Genomic DNA, 20,542 nt, shown 5'->3' on the forward strand with positions numbered 1-20,542 from the left:
CTTGGTCAGCGCACCCTTGCCGAACTTGAGCTTCACGCCGTCCATCTCGAACAGCTTCTGGTACTGCTTCACGAGCGCGTTCTTCGGCTGCGTGAGGATCTGAACCAGCGCGTCTTCGCTGAGCTCGTGGAGCGGCGCGATCACGGGCAAGCGACCGATGAACTCGGGAATCATCCCGTACTTCAAAAGATCCTCGGGCTCGATCTCCTGCAGCAGCTCCCACTGGTCGTGCTCGACCTTGGTGTTCATGCCGGCGCCGAAGCCGATCAGCTTCTGGCCGATGCGGTTCTCGATGATGTCCTCGACGCCGGTGAACGCACCGCCGCAGATGAACAAGATGTTGGTCGTGTCGACCTGCAGGAACTCCTGCTGCGGGTGCTTGCGGCCGCCCTTCGGCGGCACGCTCGCGGTCGTGCCCTCGATGATCTTCAGCAGCGCCTGCTGCACGCCCTCGCCGGACACGTCGCGCGTGATCGACGGGTTGTCGCTCTTGCGCGCGATCTTGTCGATCTCGTCGATGTAGACGATGCCGCGCTGCGCGCGCTCGATGTCGTGGTCCGCGTTCTGGAGCAGCGACACGATGATGTTCTCGACGTCCTCGCCGACGTAGCCGGCCTCGGTGAGGTTCGTCGCGTCCGCGATCGCGAACGGCACGTTGAGGATGCGCGCGAGCGTCTGCGCGAGCAGCGTCTTGCCGCTGCCGGTCGGGCCGAGCAGCAGGATGTTCGACTTCTGCAGCTCGACGTCCTCGTCGCTCTGGCCGGTCTGCTTGTGATCGATGCGCTTGTAGTGGTTGTGCACCGCGACCGCGAGGATCTTCTTCGCGCGCTCCTGGCCGATGACGTACTCGTCGAGGACCTTCTTGATCTGCGCCGGCTTGGGGATCGAGCTGCTGCCGTAGCTCTGATCTTCCTTCTCGATCTCTTCGGCGATGATGTCGTTGCACAGCCCGATGCACTCGTCGCAGATGTACACGGTCGGCCCGGCGATGAGCTTCTTGACCTCTTTCTGCGCCTTGCCGCAGAACGAGCAGGTCAGCGAGCCTCCGTCACGCTTCTCGATCGGCATCAGATGGATCGAGCCTAGCGCAGGTTTCCGTCGGGCGCAGTCATCCCAGCCGTTATGGCGACCACTGGATGCCCGCGCCCTGCTGGACATCGGGGCGGTAGGCGTACAGGCCGCCGACCCCGACGCCGGTGATGCCGATCGACACCGCGAGCAGCGGCACGCTGCCGCCGGCCAGCGATCCGATCGCCAGGCTCGCGCCGGTGATCGCCAGGATGCCGGCGACCAGCCACAGCGAGCCGGTCGTCGGCGTCAGCGACGTGTGACCGAGCGCGTAGCGATACGCCGACGGCCGCTGCCCGACGGTGACCCGCCCATCGCCGCGCCAGATCGCGGACTGGTAGCTGTGAAACTCGAGCTCGTGGAAGCCGAGCGCGACGTGCGCCTCGCACGGCGTCGTGCACACCGGCCGGGTCTGCCGCGCCGAGCCTTGGCCGACGATCTCGACGACGTCCGCCGGCTCGCCGACGGTGTCGATCAAGAGATCGCCCTCGCCGGGTCCCGGTGGGCCGAGCGCGACGAGCGGCTTCGGCGTGACCAGCGTCGGGACCTCGGGCGGAGGCAGCTGGTGCGTGCACGCGACCAGCACGAGCGCGACCGGCGTCGCGCGCACTACTTCTTGTCGTCCGGCTTCTTCTTCGCGGTGACCAGCACCTCGTCGACCAGGCCGTACTCCTTGGCCTGCGCCGACGACATGAAGTTGTCGCGGTCGGTGTCGTTCTTGATGCGATCGACCGGCTGGCCGGTGTGCTTGCTCAGCAGCTCGTTGAGCGTGTCACGGGTCTTCAAGATCTCCTTGGTGTGGATCTCGATGTCCGTGGCCTGGCCCTGAAAGCCGGCGAGCGGCTGGTGGATCATCACGCGCGAGTGCGGCAAGGCGTAGCGCTTGCCCTTGGTGCCGGCCGCGAGCAGGAAGCTGCCCATCGACGCCGCCTGGCCCATGCAGATCGTCGCGACGTCGCAGTGCAGGTACTGCATCGTGTCGTAGATCGCGAGGCCCGCGGACACGATCCCGCCGGGCGAGTTGATGTACAGCATGATGTCCTTCTCCGGCTCCTCGCTGTCGAGGAACAGGAGCTGCGCGATGATCACGTTCGCGACGTCGTCGTTGATCGGCGTGCCGAGGAACACGATGCGGTCCTTGAGGAGCCGCGAGAAGATGTCCCACCCGCGCTCGCCGCGATGGGTCTGCTCGATGACCGTCGGGACGAGGTAGCTCAACGCCGGTTGCTTGATCATCCACTCGACTGTACGGGCGTGCGCTCGTCGGTGCAACGCGACGAGCGCCTGTCCGATCGGACAGGCCGATCAGCCCGGGCTCGCGAGCCCGTCAGGATGTATCTGAACGGCGTTACTTGCCGTCTTCGTACGACACCAGCTTGGCTTCGATCTCGTTGGTCGTGCCGTGGTGTGCGTAGTGGAACCGCGACACGCCGGTGCCGGGCTCGAGCTCGAACGTCTGCTCGTCGGGGCCGGTGTAGAACGTGAGCGCGTAGCCGGTCTCGACCGCGCTGACGAGCCAGCAGTACGCCATCTGCTTCGACGGGCAGATCTTCTCGCCGTCGTGCACCGGCCACTGGAACCAGCCCTCGGCGCCGTCGAGCACGGGCTCGGTCGTCGCGCCCCACAGGAACGCGTTGCCCGAGCGGAGCAGCGTGCGCTCGGTCGCGACCGGCGCGGGCTCGGCGGCGGGCGTCGCGCCCGGCGCACCGGCGCTGCCGGACGACGCGGGCGGCGGCGCGGCGTCGGCGGTCGACTCGAGGTCGGTCGGCCAGCCCTTGACGCGATACGCGGTGACGCCGCTGCCCTCGGTCACGCCGACAACCTCGGTGACCCACTGCAGCGTGTGCGTGGTCTCCTTGTCGGCGTCGGGGTCGAACCGCTTGACGGTGACGTTGTAGGTCCACTTCGCGCCCTTGTGGAGCGGCAGCGGATCCATCTGCACCATCTCCTCCGGAGTGAGCAGCTTCTTCTTCGGCGCGCCGGTGCAGCCGAGGCCACCCGAAAGCGCTGAAAACCCCACGAAACCCAAGCAAACCGCGGCGGCGGTGGCGATCCTCATGACGAGCGACAGCCATCCTACTCCCCGATCTCAAAATCCACGAGATCTCGACGCGAATTCGTAATAGCGTGCGCGCAAATGACGCTGGCCGATCGCCTGGGACAGCTGCTTCCGATGCCCCGCCTGAGCGGGAGCCGGAACGTCATCCGCGACGCGTGGAACCTGCTGTCGCGCGTGCCGGGCGGCCGCGCGCTGTTCGATCGGCTGGTCGGCCGCATGGCGCCCTACACCGGGACCATCCACGCGCGGGTCGTGGAGCTGCGCGAGGGCTACGCCGAGGTCGCGATGGCGGATCGGCGCGCGGTGCGCAACCACCTCGACTGCGTGCACGCGATCGCGCTCGCGAACCTCGCCGAGCTCGCCGGCAACCTCGCGCTGTTCTACTCGATGCCGGCGGACGCGCGGTTCATCGTCGCCGGCATGGAGCTCGAGTACATCAAGAAGGCGCGCGGGACGATCACCGCCGTCGGCGAGCCGCCGGTGCCGCGCACGAGCGCGCGCGCGAGCTACGACGTGCCGGTGACGCTGCGCGACCCCAGCGGCGAGGTCGTCGTGCGTGCGGTGTTGCACACGCTGGTCGGCCCGAAGCCGACCGCCGGCGCGGCTCGTCACGATCGTCGAGACGTAAATTAGCGCGGCGAATCGAGGCGTGTAATGGATAGACGCATGGGGAAGCTCGCCGCGGTCACGCTCGCCGCGCTCGTCGCGGTGACGGCGTGGGCCGCGCCGGCGCGCGCCGAGGCCCCGCGCGACTTCATCGCCGACGCGCTCGTCTACTACCGCGTGGTCGCGTGCGGCGGCGACGCGGCGATCCCGTCGACGATGGACCAGGCCGTCGTCGACAAGCACTGCACCGAGATGACCAAGCGCTACGGCGATCTCGACAAGAGCTACATCAAGCCGGCGCGCGAGTTCTTCGCGACCGTGCAGCCCGCGAACCTGCCGACCACCGTCGTCTATCCGTTCGGCGGCGGCGACCTGCTCGGCGCGCTCGTCACCTACCCGAACGCGCGCGAGATCACGACGATCTCGCTCGAGCACGCCGGCGACCCGACGCGGCTCGCCGGGCTCGACAAGGCGCACCTCGCGTCGGCGCTCGCGAGCTATCGCGACGCGATCGAGGGCCTGCTGTCGCTCCACGACTCGACGAGCGACAACATGAAGAAGCTGGAGCGCGGCGGCATCCCGGGCCAGCTGTCGTTCCACATCACCGGCATGGCGGCGCTCGGCTACCTGCCGGTGTCGCTGAAGTTCTTCCGCATCGAGGACGACGGCACGCTCCACTACTACACGCAGAGCGAGATCGACGCGCTCGCGAGCAAGACCGCCAAGAAGGTGAAGGGCGGCTGGGTCGACACCGACTTCAGCGAGGCGTTCACCAACATGGAGCTGACGTTCAAGAAGGCCGGCGACGACACCGCCAGCGCGCCGCTGATCGTGCACCGCCACGTCGCCGCGAACCTCGCGAACAAGGCGTTCAAGGGCAGCGGCCTCGAGAAGTACCTGCTCGCGCGCGGCAAGATCGTCGCGATGACGAAGGCCGCGAGCTACCTGATCTGGGACGACAGCTTCACCGGCATCCGCGACTTCCTGCTCGCGAACATGGTGTGGATGGCGTCGGACTCGACGGGCATCGCGCCCGCCGCGGCGAAGAAGGCCGGGTTCACGCAGACGACGTACGGCTCGTTCACCGGGCCGTTCCTGCCGGACGCGAACAAGGACGTCGGCGCGGCGATGGTGCGGCTGTGGGGGGCGCAGCCGCATCGCAAGCTCGCGTTCCGCTACGGCTACCCGGATTCGGACAAGGCCGTGCACCTCATGATCACCGCACCCGCCAGCGACAAGGGCAACGACAAGCAATGAAGTCCACGCTTCTGATGGCAGCCGTGCTCCTGGTGTCGGCGTCGGCGCGCGCGGAGCAGCCGCCCGGGCAGACCGGGCAGACGTCGATCTCGACGGCCGACGACGACGCGCCGGGCGCGCCGAACGAGAACGCGCCGGACGACACGGCGCCGCCGACGGATCAGGTGCCCGACGCGCCGAAAGACGCGCCGGCGAAAGACGCGCCGGCGAAAGACGCACCGGCGAAAGACGCGCCGAAGAAGGACGCACCCGCGCACAAGGCGCGGATGGCGGCGACGCGCGCGCATCACGACCACGTCGCGAAGGACGACGGCGAGAGCCACCTCGACAAGAAGGAAGACACGGTGGCCGGCGGCAGGCACTGGCGCATCAAGACCGCCGAGGGCGCGGTCCACGTGTGGATCCCGCCGGGCTACGACCGCGAGACCGCCGGCACGGTGGTCTATGTCCACGGCTACTGGGTCGACGCCGACGCCGCGTGGCGCGACTACGACCTCGCCAAGCAGTTCAAGGCGTCGCACCAGAACGCGATGTTCATCGTGCCCGACGCGCCGGCGAGCAACGACGACGCGGTCAACTGGCCGGCGCTCACCGACCTCCGCCGCGCGGTCACGCGCGCGAACATCCACCTGCCCGACGGGCCGGTCGTCGTGATGGGCCACTCGGGCGCGTTCCGCACGATCATGCAGTGGGTCGATCACCGCCTCGTCGATCAGATCATCCTGCTCGACGCGATGTACGCGGGCGAGTCGGCGTTCGACGAGTACATCGACAGCGGCAAGCACGCCGACGAGCACAAGCTGATCGTGGTCGGCGCGAACACCGCGCAGGCGTCGGAGGCGTTCGTCGACAAGTACAAGTTCGCGGTGGCGCGCGAGAAGATGCCGGACACCGCGTCGGACTTCTCGAAGAAGGAGCGCCGCGCCAAGCTGCTCTACGTGCGGTCGCAGTACGAGCACATGCAGATCGTGACGAGCGGCAAGGTCATCCCGGTGCTGTTGCACCTGACGCCGCTCAAGAGTGTCTAGCCAGACACTGCGCGGTCCAAGTGGCCGGAACTGCTCGTGGCACGGCGGGTGCTCTATCCGCCGCCCATGCGTCTCGCCAGCATCGCCGCCGTTGCCCTGATCTCCGCGACCGCGTTCGCCGACCCGGCGGCGCAACCGCCGGCGCAGACGATCCACACCGAGGCCGCCGCGGCGACGACCGCCGGCGGCAGCGTGTTCGCGCGCGCGTCGGTCTCGCACGGCGACCAGGTCTACGTGTTCGACGAGGCGCTCGAGGGCGAGGACGCGCACGACATCCGGGTGTCGCTGACCGATGGCAAGACGTGGTGGACCGCGACCGAGACGCTGTCGGTCTACTCGGCGGGCTGCGGCATGGGCAAGTGCGCCGACATGAAGCTGACCAAGGCGGTGATCAGCGAGGCGGCCGGCGTGGTGTGGATCCGCTTCGAGATCGAGTCGTCGGTCATGCACAACGATCCCGACCTGCACGCGACCGACATCGTGCGCCACCCGACCGCGATCATGGGCTGCTCGCTGCCGGCCGCCGGCGCCGCGCCGCGCTGTGCGCTCGCGAATCCGGACATGTTCGACACCTCGACGGTGACGATCTCGGGCACCACCGTCACGTTCCACGGCGATGGCGAAGCGCAGGCGATGACATTCGTGTTCTGAGCGGAGCATCATCCGCGCATGACGCTGACCTTCTATACATCCCCGATGTCGACCGCGACGATCACCGACGTGTGCATGGCGGAGCTCGACATCCCGCACGAGCGCGTCGTCGTCGATATCAAGGGCGGCGGCTCCAAGAAGCCCGAGTTCCTCGCGATCAACCCGAACGGCAAGGTGCCGGCGATCGTCCACGACGGCGTGGCGATCTGGGAGAGCGCGGCGATCACGATCTATCTCGGCGAGACGTTCGGCACCGCGAAGAAGCTGTGGCCCGAGCCCGGCCCGAAGCGCGGCGAGGCGATGAAGTGGGTCGTGTGGTCGAACGTGACGCTCGGCGACGCCGTGTATCGCATCGGCCGCAACACCGGCACGTGGGTGCCGGCGGACCAGCAGAACGCGAAGGTGGCCGAGGTCGCGGCGAAGGAAGTCCACGAGCTGCTCGGCATGCTCGACACGTCGCTGGCGACCAAGCAGTTCATCTGCGGCAGCGACTTCACGTTGGCGGACGCGCACATCAACTCGTTCCTGGACTGGCTGCGCTACCAGAAGATGGACTTCAGCGCGTTCAAGAACCTCAATGCGTGGGGCGAGCGGTGCGCGGCGCGGCCCGGGTACAAGAAAGCGAACGCGCACTGAGCTAGACTGGCTCGGTGAAGAGCACGGCGATCGTCGTCCCGTTGCCCGGCGGCGACGATCAAGCACGCAAGCTCGCCGCGCGGCTCGGTGCGGAGCTGGTGGTGCCCGAGGTCCACGTGTTCCCCGACGGGGAGCTGTGCATCCAGGTCGATCCGGCGCGGGTCGCCGGTCGCGACGCGGTGCTGTGCGGCAGCCTGCACCAGATCGCGGGCACGACCGATCGGTTCCTGTTGCTCGCGTTCGTCGCGGACACGCTCCGCGATCACGGCGCGCGGCGCGTCGGCCTGGTGGCGCCGTACCTCGCGTACATGCGGCAGGACGAGGCGTTCGCGCCGGGGCAAGGTGTCTCGGCGCGCTACTTCGGCAAGCTGGTGTCGCGCACGGTCGACTGGCTGGTGACGGTCGATCCGCACCTGCACCGGCTGCCGTCGCTCGACGGCATCTACTCGATCCCGACGACGATCGCGCGCGCGGCGCCGTCGATCGCGAGCTGGATCGCGAGCGAGGTCACGCACCCGGTACTCGTCGGGCCGGACGCCGAGAGCGTGCAGTGGGTGCAGGCGGTCGCGGAGCACTGCGGCGCCGAGTTCGTGATCCTCGAGAAGACGCGGCGCGGCGATCGCGACGTGTCGGTCGCCGGCGGCGTGCAGCGCGCGTGGAACGGCCACCAGCCGGTGCTGATCGACGACATCGTGTCGACCGGGCGCACGATGATCGAGGCGACGCGGCTGCTGCGCGCGGCGGGCAGCGTGGCGCCGGTGTGCGTCGCGATCCACGCGGTGTTTGCGGACGCGGTCGACGACCAGCTGACCGGCGCGGGCGCGCGCGGCATCGTCACGTGCGACACGATCCCGCACGCGACGAACCGGATCTGCGTGGCGGACCCGATTGCCGAGGCCGTGCGCGGACATCTGACGGCCTGAATCATTCGATGGCGGCGGGCGTTGGATCGGGAATGCTGCGGACGGCCGTGCTCGTTGGACTGGCGCTCGCGGGGTGCACGCGCGAGCCCGATCCGCCGGCGTCGCCGGCCACGCCCGAGAATCACGCGGCGGTGCGGCCGCCTGCGCGCGCCGCCGCGATCCACGGTGTGGACCTGACGTTCGGCGGGCTCGCGACGTGGCACGGCCAGATCTGCGGCGGCTGCACGTGGCACGTCGTCGCCGATCTCGACGCCGCGACGGTCGTGGCTACCGATCCCGACCACAAGCCGTGGACCCGCAAGCTCGATCCCGGCGAGCTCCGCGCGCTGACCGGGCTCGCGGCGGCGGCTCGGATCGAGCCGGAGACGAAGCAGTCGCAGGCGTTCGACTCCGTGGAGACGCTGCGCATCACCGACGACGCCGGCACGTTCGAGGTCTCGAACACCGGCCAGATCCAGCGCCCCGCGGCCAAGGAGCTGGTCACGGCGATGAACACCGCGGCGCGCTGGAAGCCGGACTGAGCGCGGGTCGTCCCGCGCGATCTTCTCCGGACAGGCGCGTCGCCGTCTGCGGCGACAAGCCGATCGACAGAGACTGGGAATTCATTCCCAGTCTCTGAGCGCGCGGATCAGCGCGGGATCAGCGCAGGTTCGCGCCCGCGTAGTACTCGGCGTTGCCGAACCCGAGGATCGGATAGAACACCCACGGCAGCAGCCACAGGCCGACGCCGAACCCCGTGCCGCGCCCGAACGACCGCGCGATCGCGAACGACACCAGCGCGCCGACGACGACGTTGACGCCCGGGATGATCAGCAGGAACGACCACCAGAACGGCTTGCCGGCGACCTGCACCAGCACGACGAGGTTGTAGTACGGCACCACGATCGACCACCCCGAGTAGCCGGCCTTCGCGAACACCTTCCCGATCCCGGCGTACTCGAACACGACGATCGCGACGAACACCGTGACCTGTAGCGGCACCCACGCGAGCAGCAAGAGCCCGATCCCGACGACGAACGAGATCACGTACAGCCACCACTGCGTCTGGTAGATGTTCGCGAGCTCGCGGAACGCGAGCATCAGGTGCGCCATGTCGGTGCCCTGAGTCGACACGATCTTCGTGAACCGCGACGCGGCGCGCAGCAGCCAGATGCCGTAGACGACGGTCAGTGCCATCGCCATCGCGACGACGATCAGCGCGCTGCCGATCTCGGACAGCGACCACCCGGCCTCGCCGGCGAGCTTGACGGACGCGAACACGAGCGCGGCCGTCAACAGCAGGTTCATCGCGCCCGCGAACCGCGCGTTGCGCGCGACGCTGGCGACGACACGGTTCTGGTCGGCGTCGAACTCGTACTCGACGCTGGTGTCGCCGGCGGTCACCACGCGAACGCCGCCCACAGGACGAGCCCGGTGACCGCGGCGAACGCGACGCCCTGGATGAGGTAGGTCGTGGCGAGCGTCGACAGCGCGCTCATCAGGTTCGGCATGTCCTCGCCCTCGGTGCGCGGGATCTGGACCAGCTTTCGGCCGGCGATCAGGAGCAGCGCCGCGACGGCGATCTCGCCGACCGACGCCGTGAGCCCGAGCTGCGCGAGCCCGAAGTTGCCGGCGATGCCGATGGCGAGCCACAGCAGCACCGAACGCCCGACCATCGCGATGCTGCCGAGCAGCGTGATCATCGCGACGTTGATCATCGAGTTAGCGAGCGTCGCCACCACCTCGTCCTGCTTCTCGTCGAACTCGTACGGTTTCACGAGACCACGATACGCCAGGCGCTGGGTATGCTGGCGGTCGCGATGCGGGTGACCGAGGGATACCTGCGAGCCGTTCGCCTGGTGCGCGAGAGCGGTCCCGACTTCGGGCGCTACCCGTTCTCGATCCCGTCGATCCGCTCGCTCGACGAGCTCGCGCTCGATCCGAAGGTCACGTTCCTGATCGGCGAGAACGGCGCCGGCAAGTCGACGCTGATCGAAGCGATCGCGGTGCTCGCGGGCTTCAACGCGGAGGGTGGCTCGAAGAACTTCCGGTTCGGAACCCGGCGGTCCGAGTCGTGTCTGCACGAGTTCATGCGGCCGGTTCGCGGGACTCGACGCCCGCGCGACGGCTTCTTCCTGCGCGCGGAGAGCTACTTCAACGTCGCGACGGAGATCGAGCGCCTGGACGTCGCGGCCGGCTATGGCGGCGTGTCGCCGCACGAGCAGTCGCACGGCGAGTCGTTCCTGGCGCTGGCGCAGCACCGCTTCCACGGCGACGGCCTGTACATCCTCGACGAGCCCGAGGCCGCGCTATCTCCGCAACGCCAGCTGTCGCTGCTGGCGATCATGCACGACCTCGTCGAGCGGCGCGCGTCGCAGCTCGTGATCGCCACGCACTCGCCGATCCTGATGGCGTACCCGAACGCCTTGATCTATCGCCTCGGTGCCGACGGCATCGCGCCGATCGCCTACCAGGACACGGAGCACTTCCGCATCACGCGCGAGTTCCTCGCTTCGCCCGAGCGCTACTTCAAGACGCTGTTCCACGGGCAGGAGGATGATGCCGGCGAGGAGTGAGCTCGAAGCCGGCTCGTACGAGTCGTCTTCAAGCGGCATCTGCCAGGCGCTCGCCAGTTCGATCGAGAGCGCCGGTATCAAGGCGCGGCCGCCGCGTATGAGACGTTGCTGGCGCGGGGCTTCGAACCGGACCTGATGCTGGCGGCGGCGCTGCTGTACTGGACGGCAACCGACCCTGGAACATCGGCACGACATCACTTGTCCGGCGTCTTCGTCAGCGCTGCAGCCGCACGTTACCGCGAGCTGTTGAGGCCGCATCGCAGCGCTATCCCGACGACCCGCGCTTCGCGTTCTGGCCCATGTACACGAAGTGAGCGACGACGGCGGCGAGCTCGACCTCGACCTGTGTCGGCGTCTGATCGCCCAGCATCCCGAGGGCGCTCGCGATCGCGACCGAATCGATCGCTCACTCGCAGAAGTGGCCGCTGCCGAAGCCGGGGCAGGCGCGCAGCGCGAGCATGTCCATCGTGACAGCCACGCCGACGTGGATCGCGACGCCGCCCCAGATCGAGCGCGTGCGCATCGCGATCGTGCCGAGCACGGTGCCGGCGATGATCGCGCCGAACGTCTCGGGCATCGGCTTGCCGAAGTGGATCATGCAGTACGGGATCACCATCACGAACACCGCGTTCGCCCCGATCGCGCGCCGCAGGCCCTGCAGGATGAAGCCGCGGAAGAACACCTCGAGCGCGAAGAACTGCATCGCGTACATCGCCTCCCACGCGAGCAGGTCGAACAGCGACCGGTTCGCCAGGCGATAGAACGGATAGGTCGCGCGGAACTCCGCCGACCGCGACGCGAGCACCACCGCGGGCAGCACGATCCCGAACAGCACGAGGTACGTCGGCAGGTGCGGCAGGAACCCGCGCGGCGAGATGTAGTAGTCGCGATAGCGATCGCCGAGCAGCGGGATCGCGATCAGCGGCGCGAGCAGATACCCGCCGACGCGCCAGCCCGCCCACCACGCGAAGCCCTTGAGGTCCCAGTACTCGTCGCCGCGCGGCCCCTGCGGGCCCTTCGCCGGGAACCAGCGCTGGAACACCTCGATGTCGCCGATGTACTGCTGCAGGATCACCACGATCGCGACCGCGACCACGACGACCAGCACGCGGCCGTACGCCGGCTTGCCGAGGTCCGGCGTGTCGCGATCGATCGCGCGCCACTGCGCGACCGTGAAGTGACGCCCCCACCGCACGAGCCAGCGCAGCCAGCGATGGCGGCGCCACGACAGGAGCATCAGCGACTCGACGCCAGCGCCTCGGCGGCGCGACGCAGGCGGCGGCGGGTCAGCTCCTTGCCGATCAACGCCATGATGTCGAACAGGCCCGGCGTCTCGGTGCGGCCGGTGACCGCGAGCCGCAGCAGCGGGAACGCCTGCTTCGGCTTCCAGCCGAGCTTGCCCGTCCACTCGCGCGCGACCTCCTCGAGCATCTCCTTCGTGAAGCCGTCGCGCGCCTCGATACGATCGACGTAGTCGAGCAGCGCCGCGCCGACGTCGGCGGGCGCGACGCCGGCGACCGCGAGCTGCGGCACGAGCGGCGCGTGGTCGACGTCGCCGACGAAGAAGTACTCGACCGCCGGCACGATCTCGCCGAGCGTGCGCACGCGCTTCTGCACGATGCCGATCGCCGGCTCGAGCAGCGCGCGCGACAGCCGCCACGCCATCACGGCGTCGGTGAGCTGCGCCGGCGTCATCGCGTGCAGGTAGTCGGCGTTGAGCGCGGTCAACTTCGCGACGTCGAACACCGGGCCGCCGAGCGACACGCGGTCGATCGAGAACACCTCGATCATCTCGGCGAGCGTGAACTTCTCGCGGTTGTCGCCGAACGACCACCCCATCTGGCCGAGGTAGTTGAGCAGCGCCTGCGGCAGGATCCCGTAGTCGCGATAGAAGTTGATCGAGACCGGGTTCTTGCGCTTGCTGATCTTCGACTTGTCGCTGTTGCGCAGCAGCGGCATGTGGATCCACTGCGGCAGCTCCCAGCCGAACGCCTGGTAGAGCACGACGTGCTTCGGCGTCGACGACAGCCACTCCTCGGCACGCATCACGTGCGTGATGCGCATCAGGTGATCGTCGACGACGTTCGCGAGGTGATACGTCGGGAAGCTGTCCGACTTGAGCAGGACCTGGTCGTCGCTCTCCTCGGCGTTGAACTCGACGTTGCCGCGCAGCCGGTCGGCGACGACGATCGTGCCGGTCGTCGGCATCTTCAGCCGCACCACGTGCGCGTCGCCGGCGGCCGCGCGCTTCGCCGACTCGTCCGCGGCGATGTCGCGACAGTGGCGGTCGTAGCCGATGTGCGCGCGCTTCTCGGCCTGCTGCTGGATGCGGACCTTGTGCAGCCGGTCCTCGGTGCAGAAGCAGCGATACGCCGCGCCCTTGTCGAGCAGCAGCTGCGCGTGCTCGCGGTAGATCGCGGTGCGCTCGCTCTGGCGATACGGGCCGAACGGGCCACCGATGTCGGGGCCTTCGTCCCAGGTCAAGCCGACCCACGTCAGCGCCTCGTAGATCATGCGCTCGGAGTCCGCGCGCGCGCGGCTCTGGTCGGTGTCCTCGATGCGCAGGACGAACTGTCCGCCGTGCTTCTTCGCGAAGCAGTAGTTGAACAGGCCGATGTACGCGGTCCCGACGTGCGGGTCCCCCGTCGGCGATGGGGCAACACGGACGCGAACGGTCACGGCCGCGGTGTTAGCACGTCATGGTAGGGTTAGGGCGATGCTGGTCAGCGGCCCCGTGATCGCGGCCGACAGTCACTGGGTCGCCGACGGTAGCCGCATCGTCACCGACGCCACCGTACACACGCCCGACGGCGACGTCGTGGTGAGTCAGCTCGGCGGCACGGTCGACGGCCTCGGCATGCGCACGTTCCCGGGCACGGCCGTGATGCAGGTCGGCGACGTCGTGCAGGTCGCGGCGCACGCCGACGTCGATCTGCGCGGGCGCGTGCACGTCGTCGCGGACTCGGTGACGTGGCCGGTGTCGCCGTACCACGCCGACTTCGTGCGCACCGGCCCGACGAAGGCCGGCCACTACCTGTTCTGGCAATCGGGCTGCATGTTCGTGACGCTCGACTCCGCGGGCACGTCGGCGGTGCCGTTCGCGTCGGTGCAGTCGGTGGTCGACGCGTCGATCGAGACCTGGAACACGGACACGGTCACCGCGACGTGCTCGTACATGGTGATGCAGAACGCCGGCACCAAGGCGTCCGAGGTCGGCAACGACGGCGTGAACCTGATCAAGTTCCGCGACGACGACTGGTGCCGGCCCGCGGTCGATAACGATCCGAAGCGCTGCTACGACGCGTCGGCCGCCGGCATCACGACCGCGATCTTCATCGACGACGCGTCGAGCAAGAACGACGGCGCGATCCAGGACGCCGACGTCGAGATCAACGGCGTGAACTTCGCGATCTCGGTCGCCGGCGCGACCGCGAGCACCGAGGCCTGCCACGCCGAGCTGCAGAACACGCTGACGCACGAGCTCGGCCACGTGCACGGACTCGAGCACACATGTCGCGTCGACACCGACCCGCCGCGGGTCGACAACACCGGCAGCGCGGTCCCGCTGTGCTCGGACACCGCGGCGCTGGCGGCCAACCCGTCGATCGCGGACGCCACGATGTTCCCGTTCCAGGACTGCGGCGAGACCAAGAAGCAGACCCTCGCGTCCGACGACATCGACGCGATGTGCACCATCTACCCGATCGCCGATGACCCGCACAGCTGCGAGCCGGTCGGCCACGGCGGGGGTGGCTGCTGCGATACCGGCGGCGGCGGGGCAGGCGCGCTGGCCCTCGGCGCGGCGACGATGTTCTTGCTCGTTCGGCGTCGACGTGTATCGTCGAATCTGTGAGCGGTGTGACGTGTCCGGCGTGCGGTGTACCCGTGGTCGCGGGCTACGTGAAGTGTCCCAAGTGCCAGACCATGCTGCCGCGCGTGGTGTTCAAGCGCGCCGGCACGACGAACCTGTCGGGCGGCGTGGCGGCCAGCGGCACGTCGATGGGCGGCGGCGGGAGCGCGGCGGTGCCGTGGCCGGCGATCGCGGCGGGAGCGGTCGTGGTGGTCGGCGTGCTCGGGTTCTTGATCCTCCACCACGGCGGGTCGGCGAAGGCCGAGGCCGGGCCGACGAGCTCCGCGAGCACGCCCGTGGTCACCGTGCCGCAGGTCGGACCATCGACGGTCGAGCAGCCGGAGCAAGCGGCGACGCCCCCGGCGCAGACCGAGGTCGAGGCCGCGCCGCGCGGGCCGTCTGCGCGCGAGGTCGGCCAGGACCTCAAGAGCGCGCTCGACCGGCAGCGCCTGTGGTCGGACGTCTCGGTCGGCGGCGACTACCTCGAGGTGCGATCGAGCTCGTGCAGCGATCCGGCGATGGGCCCGATGCTCGACGCGGCGATGCCGAGCGCGCGCGCGGCTGGGCTCCGGCAGGTCCGGTGCGTGTCGCGGAGCGGCGAGGTAGTCTCGACGCGTGCGCTCTGAACCGCCTCGCGCCGACGCCGATCTCGCGAAGCCGGGCGAGCTGAAGCTGGACTTCGTGACGCCGCGGCTCGCGCTGCGGCCGGTGTCGGTCGACGACCTCGAGGACGTGTGGCCGTGGGTGTCGGATCCGGCGTTCCCGCGGTTCATGAGCTGGCGCGCGCACGTCGATCGCGACGAGACGCGCGCGATCCTGAAGGCGACCGCGGAGCAGGTCGCGAGCGGCGTGGCGCTGCACTGGTCGATCGTGCACGAGGGCAAGGCGGTCGGTCGGATCAGCCTGGAGGCGATCGAGTGGCGCAAGCGCGCACTGAGGCTGGACCGCGCGGAGCTCGGCTACTGGATGGCGCCGCCGCTGTGGGGCCAGGGGCTGATGACCGAGGCCGCGCAGGCGGTGATCCGGTTCGGCTTCGAGGCCGTGGGGTTGCACAAGATCGTGGTGCGCTGCTTCGCGGAGAACGAGGCGTCGCGGCGCGTGATCGAGAAGTGTGGATTTCGACTCGTGGGACGCATGGAGGACGACATCTGGCGCGATGGCACGTGGCACGCGCACCTGCTGTTCGAGATGTTGCGCAGCGAACACGACGACACGACTTCGACGCGGCGCTTCGTCCGGAAATGATCGCCGCACGAGGAAGTGATCGCCTCGTCATTTTTTCGATTGACGGATTCGATCGCGATCCGTAGCTTTGAATTCGAGCACTGCGGTTCGATGCGAGAACCAGGGCTAATCTGTCTCCTACAATTGCTATCCAGGGATCTGCCTCTGTTCCGGGAGTGCACGCCCGCTCGTCGGGAAGCCCGAAGGATTATGCGGAGCCCACCTACGCATAGGCGTAGGGGATAGACTGCCCTACGGTCGAACGGTCGTGCTCATTTGGGCCCAGCAGCGAGAGCTGCTGGGCCCATCCTTTTTTTAGCGGCGCGTCATCTTGTAGTGCAGCGACAGCACCGGCAGGCCGAGGAAGCTGACCTTGTGGTCGCAGCGCAGCACGCCGACGTCGTCCACGAACACGCGGAAGTGCTCCTTCAGCGAGCGGACGTGCCAGACCTGCAGGCGGTCCTCGCCGCGGCCCTGGACGCGGTAGAAGCCGGCGTCGCCGAACCGGCGGCCGCTCGAGTCGAGGATCAGTGCGCGGCCGTCGGCCTCGGGCCGCAGCACGACGGTCGCGTTGCCGTTCGGCATCGGGAACACGACCTTCATGCACGCGCGGCCCTCGCCGGGAGCGACCTGCGTCATGTAGAAGCCGGTGTAGAGCACCGAGTGCTGCTGGGCGAGCGTGCGGAACCAGCCGGTGTAGCGCACCGAGTGATCGGCGCGCCGCAGCAGGATGATCTCGCTCGTGATGCCGCGCGCCGTGTCGAGCGGCGACAGCGGGAAGTTCAGCTGGTCGACCATCTTCGAGATCGTCTTGACGAGCAGCCACAGCCCGATCCGCGCGGGGAAGAACGTCTGCGACCACACGTCCATCGCGAACCGCGTCGTGTGCTCGTAGAACTCGCGGACGAGCGGATGCACGCTCGCCGGATCGAAGCCGTCGCCCGCGAGCGCGTCGAAGTCCGGCACCAGCCCGCCGTCGCCGCCGCTGCGGTCGAGCGACAGCCCCTCGCGCACCGCGGTCTCGCGATACGCGTGATCGCCGATCACGCTCCCGCCCAGTGGCCCGACGAGCCAGTCGATGTCCGCGCGCCGGCGCGCGCGCCCGAACAGCCAGATCAGCGCGTAGATGAACCACGCGCCGAGCGTCCCGACGACGCGAACCACGACTCCGACCCTGCGGCGCACCGCAGACTCGGATGCCGCAGCGGTGTCTACCGCTGCGGGTTCTTCGCCGTCGACTGCCAGTTCGGCCCCTCGCCACCCTGCTTGGCGATCGACTTGATGCCGCGCGCCATCATCGACTCCTTGGTCTCGATGGCGTTCGCGCGGTCCTCGACCGGATGCGCGTGCTCGCCGGTGTCCATGCGGATCGCGTCGCACGGGCACGCCTCGACGCACAGCCCGCACACCACGCAGCGCAGCTCGTCGATCTCGAAGATCGCCGGCCGCTTCTCGATCGACTTCGAGTCGCTCTCCTCGGGCACGATCGTGATGCAGTGCGCCGGGCACACCGTCGGGCAGCACATGCACGCCACGCACCGCACGGCGCCGTCGTCGCGCAGCATCAGCCGGTGCAGGCCGCGGAACCGCTCCGGGTAGACGACCTTCTCCTCCGGGTACTGCACGGTCTCGATGTCGTTGCGGCGCTTCTCGGCGACGGCCGCGCCGGTCTTCGCGCGCGTCGTCAGCTTGCGAAGCGGCAGGAACAGATTCTTCGCGAAGTGCTTGATCGTGATGCCGAGGCCCTTCGCCGTCGCGGCGACGAACGTCGTGTCCTCGTCCTCCGGGCGCTCGATCTGGATCGTGCGCACGCGCGGGTGCACCGCGCTGACCGCGATGATCTTCGGTCCGACGGTCTGTTCGACGTGATGGCCATGATCCGACATCGTGCTCCTACCAGTACAAGCTGATCAGGCGGACCAGCGCGGTGACCATGACGTTGCCGAGCGCGAGCGGCAGCAACAGCTTCCACCCGAGGTTCATCAGCTGGTCCGCGCGGAACCGCGGCAGCGTCCAGCGCACCATCAGCTGGAACCAGCACAGCAACACGACCTTGAGGCCGAACGCGCCGAACTGCATCAGCACGACCAACCAGTGCGGCAGCGGCGCGATCATGCCGCCGGTCGGCACCATCATGCTGCCGACCTGCTGCAGCTCGCCGCCGAAGCGGAAGCCGTCGGCGTCGAGGAACGGGACCTGCCAGCCGCCGAAGAAGACCGTCACGATGACCGCCGAGATGAAGACGATCTCGATGAACTCCGCGAGGAAGAACATGCCCCAGCGAATGCCGCTGTACTCGACGAAGTAGCCGATGATCTCGGGCTCGCCCTCCGGGATGTCGAACGGCGCGCGCTTGGTCTCGGCGATCGCCGCGGTCACGAACAGCACGAGCCCCAGCGGCTGCCACAGCCACAGCCAGTTGAGCGGGTTCGAGCCGCTCATCGCGTGATCGAGCTGGAACGTCGCGCTCGCGCCGTGCTCGACGATCGCGCCCGGCTCGAGCGCGCCGGTCAGCAGGAAGGCGCCCATCAGCGACAGGCCCATCGCGACCTCGTACGACATCATCTGCGACGAGCTGCGCAGACCGCCGAGCAGCGCCCACTTGTTGTAGCTGGCCCAACCCGCGATCGTGCCGCCGTAGTTCGCGAGCGTGAGGATCGCGAAGTAGAAGATCAGGCCGAAGTCGATCGAGAAGATCTGGAGCCGGATCGAGTCGGTGTAGTTACCGACCTCGCCGTCCATCGGGATGTGCTGGTGGAACTGCGCCACCTGGATCGGATCGAGGTGGTGGAAGAACTCGTGCGGGTAGATCGTCGGGCCGAACGGGATGATCGCGAACGCGATCAGCACCGGGGCGAGCGCGAGGACCGGCGCCAGCGCGAACAGCCCCTTGTGGACGTTCCCGGGGATGAAGTCTTCCTTGAAGATCATCTTCACCGCGTCGGCGATGAAGTGAAGGATGCCCTTCAGCTTGATCGGTCCGATGTTCGCGCGGTTCGGACCGAGCCGGTCCTGCATCATCGCGCTCTGCCGGCGCTCGGCCCAGGTCAGCAGCGACGCGAGCGGCATCACGAGGCCGAACGCCAGGAACAGCCACTTCGTGCCCGGCCAGTCGAGGATCTCCCAGATCGAAGGCATGGCTCAGCCTCTGCTCCCCGCGAAGCGCAGCGCGAGCGGGCGAGCCTCGCGCGACCACGCGAGCTCCTTCCACGCCGGCACCGACGCCGTCATGTCCTTGAACACGTCGCGCGCGTGAGCCCACGCGAGCTTCACGTTCGTCGCCTGCGCGAGCCGGACGATCACCTCCCAGCCGGGCAGCGCCTGGCCGGGCGGCGGAAACGCGGCGTGCATGCGCTGCACGCGGCCGTCCTTGTTGGTCGCGGTGCCCGGCGTCTCCGCCCACATCGCGATCGGCAGCGCGACGCGCGCGCCCGCGGCGACCCCGGCTTCCGACGCCGTCAGCGCGATCACCTCGAGCTCCGACACCCGCGCCGCGCCGACACCGGGCAGGATGTCGCCGAGCATCACGACCGCCTTCACGGTCGCGTGATCGAGCTCGTACGCCGGCTTGGTCGCCAGGCCGAGCGCGTCGGCGATCACCTTGACGCCCGCGTTGTTCGCGTTGATGTCGGCGACGCGCAGCTTGCCGTCGGCGCGCGCCGGCACCGGCGGCCGCGCCGCGACGTACACCGTCGCGAGCTTCCACTCCTTGGCGAGCCGCGCGAGCGCGAAGTTGTCCTCGTTGCTCGCCCCGGCGCTCAGCACGACCGCGACCTGCGCCGGGTCCTTCACGCGCGCCGCGGCCGCCGCGATCGCGCGATCCCAGCCCGCGGGCAGGCCGTCGACGGTCGCCGCCGCGAGCCGATGCTCGCGCAGCGGGTGATAGGTCAGGCGGCCCTCGTCGCACATCCAGTAGTCGTTGACGTGCTCGTTGTGGCGCGGCACCAGGCGCCACGCGCGCCCGTGCTTGTGGTGGATCTCGGTGTTGCAGCCGGTCGCGCAGCCGTTGCACACGCTCGGCGTCGCCTCGAGCTCCCACGCGCGCATCGTGAAGCGGAAGTCCTTGGCGGTCAGCGCGCCGACCGGGCACACGTCCACGGTGTTCAGCGAGTACGCGTTGTCGAGCTGCTCGCCGGGCGCGGTGCCGAGCACCTCGTGATCGCCGCGGTGCGAGAACTCGAGCTGGTGCGAGCCCGCGACCTCGTCGCACACGCGGATGCAGCGCGAGCACAGGATGCAGCGCTCCTGGTCGAGCACGATCGTCGGCCCGAGGTCGACGACCTTGTTCTTGTGCACCTTCGGCGTGTCGACGCGCGAGTTCTCGTTGTCGTGGTCGAAGTACAGCTTCTGCAGCGTGCACTCGCCGGCCTTGTCGCAGATCGGGCAGTCGACCGGGTGGTTGAGCAGCGTGAACTCGAGCTGCTGCTTGCGGGCGAGCGTCGACTGATGGTCGGTCGTGTGGACGACCATGCCTTCGGCGACGACCTGCTGGCAGCTCGGCTGGAGCTTGGGGTTCTTCTCGATCGAGACCAGGCACTGCCGGCACTGCGCGACCACCGGGAGGCCCGGGTGGTAACAGAACGCGCTGATGTCGGTGCCGAGCTGACGCGCGGCCTCGAGCACGTTGGTGCCCTTGGGCACCGAGACCGACTTGCCATCGATCGTCAGGGTGACGTGATCGACCG

At 68.7% G+C, this 20,542-nt stretch carries 23 protein-coding genes; 11 read left to right on the forward strand and 12 right to left on the reverse strand.

The genetic code is table 11. The features are described 5' to 3' along the window. From clpX to VH914_13140, 4 genes are all read right to left on the reverse strand, one after another. Window positions 1-1,068: ATP-dependent Clp protease ATP-binding subunit ClpX (clpX, locus tag VH914_13125; GenBank protein ID HEX4492143.1), on the reverse strand; the 1,068-nt coding region annotated here is incomplete at its 3' end. A gap of 52 nt (window positions 1,069-1,120) precedes the next feature. Continuing rightward, complete coding sequence (locus VH914_13130) at window positions 1,121-1,678, reverse strand: hypothetical protein (GenBank protein HEX4492144.1); 558 nt, start codon at window positions 1,676-1,678, stop codon at window positions 1,121-1,123. Next, window positions 1,678-2,304 (reverse strand): ATP-dependent Clp endopeptidase proteolytic subunit ClpP, encoded by a 627-nt coding sequence (clpP, locus tag VH914_13135; GenBank protein ID HEX4492145.1) that lies wholly within the window; start codon window positions 2,302-2,304, stop codon window positions 1,678-1,680. The genes VH914_13130 and clpP overlap by 1 nt, the downstream gene beginning before the upstream one ends. 112 nt (window positions 2,305-2,416) lie before the next feature. Next, the gene (locus tag VH914_13140; GenBank protein HEX4492146.1) at window positions 2,417-3,088 is read right to left on the reverse strand and encodes a hypothetical protein; all 672 of its coding nucleotides are present in this window, start codon (window positions 3,086-3,088) and stop codon (window positions 2,417-2,419) included. A 117-nt stretch (window positions 3,089-3,205) separates the two neighbouring features. Here VH914_13140 and VH914_13145 point away from each other — a divergent pair, with 117 nt between their 5' ends. From VH914_13145 to VH914_13175, 7 genes are all read left to right on the forward strand, one after another. Next, window positions 3,206-3,760 carry a hotdog fold domain-containing protein gene (locus VH914_13145; protein ID HEX4492147.1) on the forward strand — a complete coding sequence of 185 codons (555 nt, stop codon included), beginning with the start codon at window positions 3,206-3,208 and terminating at the stop codon, window positions 3,758-3,760. Between the two features lie 33 nt (window positions 3,761-3,793). Next, a complete protein-coding gene (locus tag VH914_13150) occupies window positions 3,794-4,990 on the forward strand; it encodes a hypothetical protein (GenBank protein HEX4492148.1) in 1,197 nt (398 codons plus the stop codon). After that, window positions 4,987-6,018, forward strand: coding sequence for a hypothetical protein (locus VH914_13155; GenBank protein HEX4492149.1), 1,032 nt, complete (start codon window positions 4,987-4,989; stop codon window positions 6,016-6,018). Before VH914_13150 ends, VH914_13155 begins: the two co-directional genes overlap by 4 nt. A 66-nt stretch (window positions 6,019-6,084) precedes the next feature. Beyond that, window positions 6,085-6,669, forward strand: coding sequence for a hypothetical protein (locus VH914_13160; protein HEX4492150.1), 585 nt, complete (start codon window positions 6,085-6,087; stop codon window positions 6,667-6,669). 18 nt (window positions 6,670-6,687) lie between these two features. Next, complete coding sequence (locus VH914_13165) at window positions 6,688-7,305, forward strand: glutathione S-transferase family protein (protein ID HEX4492151.1); 618 nt, start codon at window positions 6,688-6,690, stop codon at window positions 7,303-7,305. Between the two features lie 14 nt (window positions 7,306-7,319). Then, window positions 7,320-8,228 (forward strand): ribose-phosphate diphosphokinase, encoded by a 909-nt coding sequence (locus VH914_13170; GenBank protein HEX4492152.1) that lies wholly within the window; start codon window positions 7,320-7,322, stop codon window positions 8,226-8,228. A 47-nt stretch (window positions 8,229-8,275) separates the two neighbouring features. Beyond that, entirely contained in the window at window positions 8,276-8,749 is a 474-nt protein-coding gene (locus VH914_13175) for a hypothetical protein (protein ID HEX4492153.1), read from the forward strand. Window positions 8,750-8,867: 118 nt separating this feature from the next. On the opposite strand, the gene VH914_13180 is transcribed toward VH914_13175, so the two are convergent. Together VH914_13180 and VH914_13185 are read right to left on the reverse strand one after the other, a co-directional pair. After that, window positions 8,868-9,611 carry a DUF5684 domain-containing protein gene (locus VH914_13180; protein HEX4492154.1) on the reverse strand — a complete coding sequence of 248 codons (744 nt, stop codon included), beginning with the start codon at window positions 9,609-9,611 and terminating at the stop codon, window positions 8,868-8,870. Further along, window positions 9,608-9,985, reverse strand: coding sequence for a hypothetical protein (locus VH914_13185; GenBank protein ID HEX4492155.1), 378 nt, complete (start codon window positions 9,983-9,985; stop codon window positions 9,608-9,610). Before VH914_13185 ends, VH914_13180 begins: the two co-directional genes overlap by 4 nt. A 42-nt stretch (window positions 9,986-10,027) precedes the next feature. Here VH914_13185 and VH914_13190 point away from each other — a divergent pair, with 42 nt between their 5' ends. Continuing rightward, window positions 10,028-10,783, forward strand: coding sequence for an AAA family ATPase (locus tag VH914_13190; GenBank protein ID HEX4492156.1), 756 nt, complete (start codon window positions 10,028-10,030; stop codon window positions 10,781-10,783). A gap of 406 nt (window positions 10,784-11,189) precedes the next feature. On the opposite strand, the gene VH914_13195 is transcribed toward VH914_13190, so the two are convergent. Together VH914_13195 and gltX are read right to left on the reverse strand one after the other, a co-directional pair. Then, window positions 11,190-12,020, reverse strand: coding sequence for a type II CAAX endopeptidase family protein (locus VH914_13195; protein HEX4492157.1), 831 nt, complete (start codon window positions 12,018-12,020; stop codon window positions 11,190-11,192). Then, window positions 12,020-13,462 (reverse strand): glutamate--tRNA ligase, encoded by a 1,443-nt coding sequence (gene gltX / locus VH914_13200; protein ID HEX4492158.1) that lies wholly within the window; start codon window positions 13,460-13,462, stop codon window positions 12,020-12,022. The genes VH914_13195 and gltX overlap by 1 nt, the downstream gene beginning before the upstream one ends. A gap of 37 nt (window positions 13,463-13,499) precedes the next feature. On the opposite strand from gltX, the gene VH914_13205 reads away from it, so the two are divergent. From VH914_13205 to VH914_13215, 3 genes are read left to right on the forward strand one after another with little or no spacing between them, the layout of a single operon-like run. Next, on the forward strand, window positions 13,500-14,636 hold the full coding sequence (locus VH914_13205; protein ID HEX4492159.1) for an MYXO-CTERM sorting domain-containing protein: 1,137 nt from the start codon (window positions 13,500-13,502) through the stop codon (window positions 14,634-14,636). After that, window positions 14,633-15,259 (forward strand): hypothetical protein, encoded by a 627-nt coding sequence (locus tag VH914_13210; GenBank protein ID HEX4492160.1) that lies wholly within the window; start codon window positions 14,633-14,635, stop codon window positions 15,257-15,259. The genes VH914_13205 and VH914_13210 overlap by 4 nt, the downstream gene beginning before the upstream one ends. Next, window positions 15,249-15,878, forward strand: coding sequence for a GNAT family N-acetyltransferase (locus VH914_13215; protein HEX4492161.1), 630 nt, complete (start codon window positions 15,249-15,251; stop codon window positions 15,876-15,878). The genes VH914_13210 and VH914_13215 overlap by 11 nt, the downstream gene beginning before the upstream one ends. Before the next feature lie 294 nt (window positions 15,879-16,172). On the opposite strand, the gene VH914_13220 is transcribed toward VH914_13215, so the two are convergent. From VH914_13220 to VH914_13235, 4 genes are all read right to left on the reverse strand, one after another. Then, complete coding sequence (locus VH914_13220) at window positions 16,173-17,021, reverse strand: hypothetical protein (GenBank protein HEX4492162.1); 849 nt, start codon at window positions 17,019-17,021, stop codon at window positions 16,173-16,175. A gap of 47 nt (window positions 17,022-17,068) precedes the next feature. Continuing rightward, complete coding sequence (locus tag VH914_13225; GenBank protein HEX4492163.1) at window positions 17,069-17,743, reverse strand: NADH-quinone oxidoreductase subunit I; 675 nt, start codon at window positions 17,741-17,743, stop codon at window positions 17,069-17,071. A gap of 7 nt (window positions 17,744-17,750) precedes the next feature. Further along, window positions 17,751-18,995, reverse strand: coding sequence for a complex I subunit 1 family protein (locus tag VH914_13230; GenBank protein ID HEX4492164.1), 1,245 nt, complete (start codon window positions 18,993-18,995; stop codon window positions 17,751-17,753). Window positions 18,996-18,998: 3 nt separating this feature from the next. Continuing rightward, a partial coding sequence (locus VH914_13235) for a 2Fe-2S iron-sulfur cluster-binding protein (protein HEX4492165.1) occupies window positions 18,999-20,542 on the reverse strand: 1,544 nt, incomplete at its 5' end.

This window comes from Acidimicrobiia bacterium (assembly GCA_036271555.1).
Lineage (GTDB): Bacteria > Actinomycetota > Acidimicrobiia > IMCC26256 > PALSA-610 > DATBAK01.

What these genes read in the sequence shown, in the direction of transcription:
- VH914_13190 (HEX4492156.1), top strand. Translation starts at nt 10,028, where the DNA reads ATGCGGGTGACCGAGGGATACCTGCGAGCCGTTCGCCTGGTGCGCGAG.
- clpP (HEX4492145.1), bottom strand. Translation starts at nt 2,304, where the DNA reads ATGATCAAGCAACCGGCGTTGAGCTACCTCGTCCCGACGGTCATCGAG.
- VH914_13205 (HEX4492159.1), top strand. Translation starts at nt 13,500, where the DNA reads ATGCTGGTCAGCGGCCCCGTGATCGCGGCCGACAGTCACTGGGTCGCC.
- VH914_13160 (HEX4492150.1), top strand. Translation starts at nt 6,085, where the DNA reads ATGCGTCTCGCCAGCATCGCCGCCGTTGCCCTGATCTCCGCGACCGCG.
- VH914_13230 (HEX4492164.1), bottom strand. Translation starts at nt 18,995, where the DNA reads ATGCCTTCGATCTGGGAGATCCTCGACTGGCCGGGCACGAAGTGGCTG.
- VH914_13195 (HEX4492157.1), bottom strand. Translation starts at nt 12,020, where the DNA reads ATGCTCCTGTCGTGGCGCCGCCATCGCTGGCTGCGCTGGCTCGTGCGG.
- VH914_13145 (HEX4492147.1), top strand. Translation starts at nt 3,206, where the DNA reads ATGACGCTGGCCGATCGCCTGGGACAGCTGCTTCCGATGCCCCGCCTG.
- VH914_13225 (HEX4492163.1), bottom strand. Translation starts at nt 17,743, where the DNA reads ATGTCGGATCATGGCCATCACGTCGAACAGACCGTCGGACCGAAGATC.
- VH914_13165 (HEX4492151.1), top strand. Translation starts at nt 6,688, where the DNA reads ATGACGCTGACCTTCTATACATCCCCGATGTCGACCGCGACGATCACC.
- VH914_13155 (HEX4492149.1), top strand. Translation starts at nt 4,987, where the DNA reads ATGAAGTCCACGCTTCTGATGGCAGCCGTGCTCCTGGTGTCGGCGTCG.
- VH914_13150 (HEX4492148.1), top strand. Translation starts at nt 3,794, where the DNA reads ATGGGGAAGCTCGCCGCGGTCACGCTCGCCGCGCTCGTCGCGGTGACG.